A 740-nucleotide genomic window follows, 5' to 3' on the forward strand; every position below is an offset into this window, starting at 1 on the left:
CGTCACCCCCACCCACACCACCCACACCCCCCGCTGCGTTCTCTTCGACGTCGACGGCACTCTCATCGACGCGCTCGACAACCAGCGCCGCGTCTGGGCCGAGTGGGCCGTACGGTACGGAGTGGACGCCGGCGAGGTGTACCGGGTCGCGTTGCGGACGCGGCCGGTGGAGACCTTCGCGGTTGTCGCTCCCGGCGAGGACCCGCAGGAGTGCCTGGCCGTGTTGCACGCGCTGGAAGACGCCGACGTACGGTCCGGGGAGTACGCGGCCTACGACGGCGCGGCGGAGCTTCTGCGCGGGCTGCCGGCCGGGGCGTGGGCGCTCGTGACCTCCAACTACGAGCACCGCGTACGGGGGCGGTTCGCCCGAACCGGGCTGCCGGTTCCCGAGGTGGTCGTCGACGCGGCCGGGGTGGCCGAAGGGAAGCCGTCCCCCGTGCCCTACCTCCTCGCCGCCGCTCGCCTCGGCGTTCGGCCGGAGAACTGCCTCGTCGTCGAGGACGCGCCTTCCGGCGTACAGGCCGGACTGCGCGCCGGCATGACCGTGTGGGGAGTGAACACCGACACAGCGGTCAAGGGTGTGCACCGCCACTTCCCGACCCTCCGGGACGCCGCCCCGCACATCACCGCGTTCCTGTCGGGCACTCCACACAGCGAACCCGGTCAGGGTGCGCTCGTATGCTCGGACGCATGACGACGAGCGAGAGCGCACCGCAAGGAAACGTGACCCCCAGCGGGAC

1 protein-coding gene is annotated in these 740 nt (G+C 72.0%); it reads left to right on the forward strand.

Annotated elements, in window-relative coordinates; translation table 11 throughout:
- Positions 1-694, forward strand: a 694-nt coding sequence (locus E2E34_RS34820) for an HAD family hydrolase (protein WP_244316411.1), incomplete at its 5' end; no start/stop codon positions are given.
- Positions 695-740: the final 46 nt, after the last annotated feature.

Source organism: Streptomyces albidochromogenes (assembly GCF_005981925.1).
Classification (GTDB): Bacteria; Actinomycetota; Actinomycetes; order Streptomycetales; family Streptomycetaceae; genus Streptomyces; species Streptomyces albidochromogenes.